At 54.5% G+C, this 6,603-nt stretch carries 7 protein-coding genes; all 7 read left to right on the top strand.

What is annotated here, in order from left to right; genetic code table 11:
* Positions 1–89: 89 nt before the first annotated feature.
* A complete protein-coding gene (locus FDW87_RS04440) occupies positions 90–419 on the top strand; it encodes a YqcC family protein (protein WP_016154244.1) in 330 nt (109 codons plus the stop codon).
* Positions 419–1,201 (top strand): tRNA pseudouridine(65) synthase TruC, encoded by a 783-nt coding sequence (truC, locus tag FDW87_RS04445; protein WP_019077582.1) that lies wholly within the window; start codon positions 419–421, stop codon positions 1,199–1,201. Before FDW87_RS04440 ends, truC begins: the two co-directional genes overlap by 1 nt.
* A gap of 19 nt (positions 1,202–1,220) precedes the next feature.
* A complete protein-coding gene (locus FDW87_RS04450; protein WP_016154242.1) occupies positions 1,221–1,670 on the top strand; it encodes a flavodoxin in 450 nt (149 codons plus the stop codon).
* A 364-nt stretch (positions 1,671–2,034) separates the two neighbouring features.
* A complete protein-coding gene (gene gudP / locus FDW87_RS04455; protein WP_016157354.1) occupies positions 2,035–3,387 on the top strand; it encodes a galactarate/glucarate/glycerate transporter GudP in 1,353 nt (450 codons plus the stop codon).
* Between the two features lie 2 nt (positions 3,388–3,389).
* Positions 3,390–4,730 (top strand): enolase C-terminal domain-like protein, encoded by a 1,341-nt coding sequence (locus tag FDW87_RS04460; protein ID WP_137379492.1) that lies wholly within the window; start codon positions 3,390–3,392, stop codon positions 4,728–4,730.
* Positions 4,731–4,750: 20 nt separating this feature from the next.
* On the top strand, positions 4,751–6,091 hold the full coding sequence (gene gudD, locus FDW87_RS04465; protein ID WP_016154239.1) for a glucarate dehydratase: 1,341 nt from the start codon (positions 4,751–4,753) through the stop codon (positions 6,089–6,091).
* An 81-nt stretch (positions 6,092–6,172) separates the two neighbouring features.
* Positions 6,173–6,603: glycerate kinase (locus tag FDW87_RS21765; protein WP_252363006.1), on the top strand; the 431-nt coding region annotated here is incomplete at its 3' end.

Raw genomic sequence — 6,603 nt, forward strand, 5'->3', positions numbered from 1 at the left:
GAGCACTGTTTTTACAGTGCTCCCTTTTTTTATTTCCCTTCACTAGTGCTATTCTTCGCGCCAGATTTTTCATCATTGAGGTTAATTTCATGACGACTCATGACCGTGTGCGCCAGCAGTTACACGCGCTTGAAGCGCTACTGCGTGAACATAATCACTGGCGGTTGGATGAGCCTGCAGAGCATCTGTTTACCAGCACGCAGCCTTTTTGTATGGATACCATGGAGCCGGTTGAGTGGCTGCAATGGGTATTGATTCCCCGCATGCATACGCTGATTGATAACGCTCAGCCGCTTCCGCAGGCTTTTGCCGTCGCACCGTATTACGAAATGGCGTTGGCAGCCGATCACCCGCAACGCGAAATTCTCCTGACGGCATTGCAGGAATTGGATGCACTGTTTACAAGTGATAACGCCTGATGCTGGAGATTCTGTATCAGGACGAATGGCTGGTCGCAGTTAACAAACCTTCGGGCTGGTTGGTTCACCGCAGTTGGCTCGACCGGGATGAGAAAGTGGTGGTGATGCAAACGGTACGCGACCAGATTGGTCAGCACGTTTTTACCGCCCACCGACTCGACAGACCGACTTCCGGAGTACTGCTGATGGGACTGTCCAGCGAAGCCGGGCGGTTGCTGTCCCAGCAATTTGAACATCATCAAATTCAGAAACGCTATCATGCGATTGTGCGTGGCTGGCTGATGGATGATGCCGTGCTGGATTACCCGCTGGTCGAAGAACTGGATAAGATCGCCGATAAATTTGCCCGTGATGATAAAGGCCCGCAGCCTGCCGTCACCCATTATCGCGGTTTGGCGACGGTTGAGATGCCGGTAGCGACCGGACGTTATCCGACGACCCGTTACGGATTGGTGGAACTGGATCCTAAAACCGGTCGAAAACACCAGCTCAGACGCCATCTGGCGCACTTACGCCATCCAATTATCGGCGACAGTAAGCACGGTGATTTGCGGCAAAACCGCAGCGCCGCTGAGCACTTTGGCTGTCAGCGTTTGATGCTTCATGCCAGCCAGCTTACGCTGACTCATCCTTTTACCGGCGAACCGCTGGTTATTCGCGCCGGGCTGGATGATGTCTGGATGCAGGCGCTATCACAGTTTGGCTGGCGTGGACTTCTCCCTGAGAATGAAAGGGTTGAGTTCAGCGGGTTGTCAGGTCAGGATGAGCAGATAGATTCTTAAGTCCCAGGAGATTACGGTTATGGCGGAAATTGGAATTTTTGTCGGCACGATGTACGGAAACGCGTTGCTGGTTGCCGAAGAGGCCGAAGCTATTTTGACGGCGCAGGGTCATAAAGCCACGGTGTTCGAAGATCCCGAGCTCAGCGACTGGCAGGCATATCAGGAAAAATATGTGCTGGTGGTGACCTCAACGACCGGGCAGGGCGATCTGCCGGATAGCATCGTGCCGCTGTTTCAGGGGATCAAAGATAATCTCGGTTTCCAGCCAAATCTGCATTACGGGGTAATTGCGCTGGGTGACAGTAGCTATGTTAATTTCTGCAATGGCGGCAAGCAGTTCGATGCACTGTTGCAGGAACAAAGCGCCCAACGTGTAGGGGAAATGCTGCTGATTGACGCCAGCGAGCATCCTGAACCGGAAAGCGAATCCAATCCCTGGGTAGAAAACTGGGGAACCTTGCTTAAATAACCTTGCGCCCGGCAGCGCTTTGCTTGATCGGGCTTGTTACTCTCTCTTGGATCGTAGGCCGGGTAAGGCATTGCTACCCGGCAACAAATCGCCCACCAAACGCCAATTTCGTGAAGCATCTTCCATTCCCTTAGGCTTATGCCATAAACAACCTCATTCACCTCCCGCAATGTTGTGTTTTTGCACGGTGAGGGTAAGAGGCACTCCTTCATATACTTTTCCCGTCAGTTCCGAAAAGGCAGCGAGTCAGAATAAAACGGCCCTGAGCTGTACCAAAACTGCCACATACTAACCTCTCATTCTGATCACCCTACAGGTGCTGTACAGAATGAACTGGCGAAAGCCAAGATTCAGGAGTGCAACAATGAGTTCATTAAGTCAGGCGGCGAGCAGCGCGGAAAAACGCACTAACGCTCGCTACTGGATAGTGGTGATGCTGTTTATCGTCACATCCTTCAACTACGGCGATCGCGCCACCTTATCCATCGCCGGCTCGGAGATGGCCAAAGATATTGGTCTGGATGCGGTAGGGATGGGGTATGTATTCTCCGCTTTTTCATGGGCCTATGTTATCGGTCAGATCCCCGGCGGCTGGCTGCTCGACCGCTTCGGTTCAAAACGTGTTTACTTCTGGTCCATTTTTATCTGGTCGATGTTTACCCTGCTGCAGGGCTTCGTCGATATCTTCAGCGGCTTCGGCATTATCGTTGCGCTGTTTACCCTGCGCTTCCTCGTGGGGTTAGCCGAAGCGCCATCCTTCCCCGGCAACAGTCGTATTGTGGCGGCGTGGTTCCCGGCGCAGGAAAGGGGCACGGCGGTCGCTATTTTTAACTCGGCGCAGTACTTTGCCACCGTGATCTTCGCGCCAATCATGGGCTGGTTGACCCACGAAGTGGGCTGGTCGCATGTGTTCTTCTTTATGGGCGGTCTCGGGATTGTTATCAGTTTTATCTGGCTGAAGGTGATTCATGAACCGAACCAGCATCCGGGCGTAAACCAAAAAGAGCTGGACTACATTGCCGAAGGCGGAGCGCTGATCAATATGGATCAGGCGGCAGCCAAAGCCAAAGTGCCGTTCAGCGTGAAGTGGGGGCAGATCAAGCAACTGCTGGGCTCACGAATGATGATCGGTATTTATATCGGCCAATACTGCATAAACGCGCTGACCTACTTCTTTATCACCTGGTTCCCGGTTTATCTGGTACAGGCACGCGGTATGTCGATTTTGAAAGCCGGTTTTGTTGCCTCGGTTCCGGCCATTTGCGGATTCGCAGGCGGCGTACTCGGCGGCATTATTTCCGACTGGTTGATGCGCCGTACCGGTTCGCTGAATATCGCCCGTAAAACGCCAATCGTACTGGGTATGCTGTTGTCGATGGTGATGGTGTTCTGTAACTACGTCAACATGGAGTGGATGATCATCGGCTTTATGGCGCTGGCCTTCTTCGGCAAAGGTATCGGTGCGTTGGGATGGGCGGTGATGGCCGATACTGCGCCAAAAGAGATCAGCGGTTTGAGCGGCGGTCTGTTCAATATGTTTGGCAACATCTCCGGTATCGTTACGCCAATTGCTATCGGCTACATCGTAGGTACCACTGGCTCGTTTAACGGTGCGTTGATTTACGTCGGGGTGCATGCGCTGATTGCTGTAGTGAGCTATCTGGTGCTGGTGGGTGATATTAAACGTATCGAACTGAAACCTGTCGCAGGGCAATGATGATGACAACACAATCGAGTCCCATTATTACCGATATGAAGGTCATCCCGGTGGCCGGTCATGACAGCATGCTGCTCAATATTGGCGGGGCGCATAACGCATACTTTACCCGCAATATCGTCGTGCTTACCGATAACGCCGGAAATACCGGCGTCGGTGAAGCGCCGGGCGGCGAAGTGATTTATCAGACGCTGGTGGACGCGATTCCACAAGTGTTGGGCCAGGAAGTCGCGCGCCTGAATAAGGTGGTTCAGCAGGTGCATAAAGGCAACCAGGCCGCTGATTTTGACACCTTTGGCAAAGGTGCCTGGACCTTTGAACTGCGGGTTAATGCGGTGGCTGCGCTGGAAGCCGCACTGCTCGACCTGCTGGGCAAGGCGCTGAACGTGCCGGTCTGCGAACTGTTAGGGCCAGGCAAGCAGCGCGATGCAGTCACCGTGCTCGGCTATCTGTTCTACGTGGGAGATCGCAGCAAAACCGTTCTGCCGTATCTGGACAGCACGCCGGGTAACCATGAGTGGTATCACCTGCGTCACCAGCAGGCGATGAACAGTGAGGCGGTGGTGCGTCTGGCTCAGGCTTCGCAGGATCGCTACGGCTTTAAAGATTTCAAACTCAAAGGCGGTGTGCTGCCTGGCGAGCAGGAAATCGACACCGCTCGCGCGTTGAAACAATGCTTCCCGGATGCGCGTATTACGGTTGACCCTAACGGTGCCTGGCTGCTGGATGAAGCTATTTCCTTGTGTAAAGGGCTGAACGATGTTCTGACTTACGCCGAAGATCCGTGCGGCGCAGAACAGGGTTTTTCTGGCCGCGAAGTGATGGCCGAGTTCCGCCGTGCAACCGGTCTGCCGGTAGCAACGAATATGATAGCCACCAACTGGCGTGAGATTGGCCATGCGGTGATGCTCAACTCGGTAGATATTCCACTGGCCGATCCGCACTTCTGGACCCTTTCCGGCGCGGTGCGCGTGGCACAGTTATGCGATGACTGGGGACTGACCTGGGGCTGCCACTCTAACAATCATTTTGATATTTCCCTGGCGATGTTCACCCACGTCGGTGCCGCTGCGCCGGGCAACCCAACGGCGATCGACACCCACTGGATCTGGCAGGAGGGCGATTGCCGCCTGACCAAAAATCCGCTGGAGATTAAACACGGAAAAATTGCGGTACCCGACGCGCCCGGCCTGGGCGTGGAACTGGACTGGGATCAGGTACAGAAAGCGCATGAAGCCTATAAGGCGCTGCCCGGCGGCGCGCGTAATGACGCAGGCCCGATGCAGTATCTGATCCCTGGATGGACTTTTGACCGTAAACGTCCCGTTTTCGGCCGCCACTAATTTTGAATAAGGACTTAATTATGAGCGCACAATTTACTACCCCAGTCGTAACCGCGATGCAGGTGATCCCGGTTGCGGGCCATGACAGCATGCTGATGAATCTGAGCGGCGCACATGCCCCGTTCTTCACGCGTAATATTGTGATTATCAAAGATAACTCCGGTCATACCGGCGTGGGTGAGATTCCCGGCGGCGAAAAAATTCGTCAGACCCTGGAAGATGCCATTCCGCTGGTGGTGGGCAAAACGTTAGGTGAATACAAAAACGTACTGAATGCGGTCCGCAATACCTTTGCCGATCGTGATGCCGGTGGCCGTGGTTTGCAGACCTTCGATTTACGTACCACTATTCATGTGGTTACCGGGATCGAAGCGGCCATGTTGGATCTGCTGGGTCAGCATCTGGGCGTTAACGTCGCATCTCTGCTGGGCGACGGTCAGCAGCGTAGCGAAGTTGAAATGCTGGGTTACCTGTTCTTCGTCGGTAACCGTAACGCGACGCCGCTGCCGTATCAGAGCCAGCCGGATGAGAAGTGCGACTGGTATCGCCTGCGTCATGAAGAGGCGATGACCCCGGATGCAGTGGTGCGCCTGGCGGAAGCCGCATATGAGAAATATGGTTTCAACGATTTCAAACTGAAAGGCGGGGTGTTGGCCGGGGAAGAAGAAGCGGAATCTATTGTGGCGCTGGCGAAACGCTTTCCACAGGCACGCGTCACGCTCGATCCCAATGGTGCGTGGTCGCTGAATGAAGCGATTAAAATTGGTAAATACCTGAAAGGATCACTGGCTTATGCGGAAGATCCGTGCGGTGCCGAGCAGGGGTTCTCAGGCCGCGAAGTCATGGCGGAATTCCGTCGTGCTACCGGTCTGCCGACCGCCACTAATATGATCGCCACCGACTGGCGTCAGATGGGACATACGCTGTCGTTGCAGTCCGTGGATATCCCGCTGGCGGATCCGCACTTCTGGACTATGCAGGGTTCTGTCCGCGTTGCGCAGATGTGTCATGAGTTTGGGCTGACCTGGGGCTCGCACTCTAACAACCACTTTGATATTTCGCTGGCGATGTTTACTCATGTTGCGGCGGCGGCGCCGGGCAAAATTACCGCTATCGATACCCACTGGATCTGGCAGGAAGGCAATCAACGCCTGACCAAAGAGCCGTTTGAGATCAAAGGCGGCATGGTGCAGGTACCGGCGAAGCCGGGTCTGGGCGTGGAGCTGGATATGGATCAGGTTATGAAAGCTCACGAGCTGTATCAGCAACATGGACTTGGAGCGCGCGATGATGCCATGGGAATGCAGTATCTGATCCCGAACTGGACGTTTGATAATAAGCGTCCGTGCATGGTACGCTAAGCGAACTGGGACCGCTCCCATAAGGGGGCGGTTTTTCTCCTGGTGTATGCTTAACACAGTCAACATGCGTAAGGATGCTTTATGAAAATAGTAATCGCACCGGATTCCTATAAGGAAAGTTTGAGTGCGCTTGAAGTGGCAACGGCTATTGAGCTGGGATTTCGTGAGATCTGGCCTGAGGCGAATTACGTGAAGATCCCGGTCGCGGATGGCGGTGAGGGAACGGTCGAAGCGATGGTTGCCGCAACGCAAGGCCACCTTGTGCATGTTGATGTTACCGGCCCCCTGGGTAAAACGATTCAGGCATTTTATGGTTTATCCGGGGATGAGCGTTCGGCGTTTATCGAAATGGCGGCCGCCAGCGGACTGGAGCAGGTTCCCGCAGGTTTACGCGATCCGCTGAAAACGACCTCCTGGGGAACCGGGGAGCTAATCCGTCATGCGCTGGACGCGGGCGTTGAACATATCATTATCGGCATTGGCGGCAGCGCCACCAATGATGGCGGTGCCGG

The organism is Citrobacter sp. wls826 (genome assembly GCF_005281245.1).
Taxonomy (GTDB): domain Bacteria; phylum Pseudomonadota; class Gammaproteobacteria; order Enterobacterales; family Enterobacteriaceae; genus Citrobacter; species Citrobacter braakii.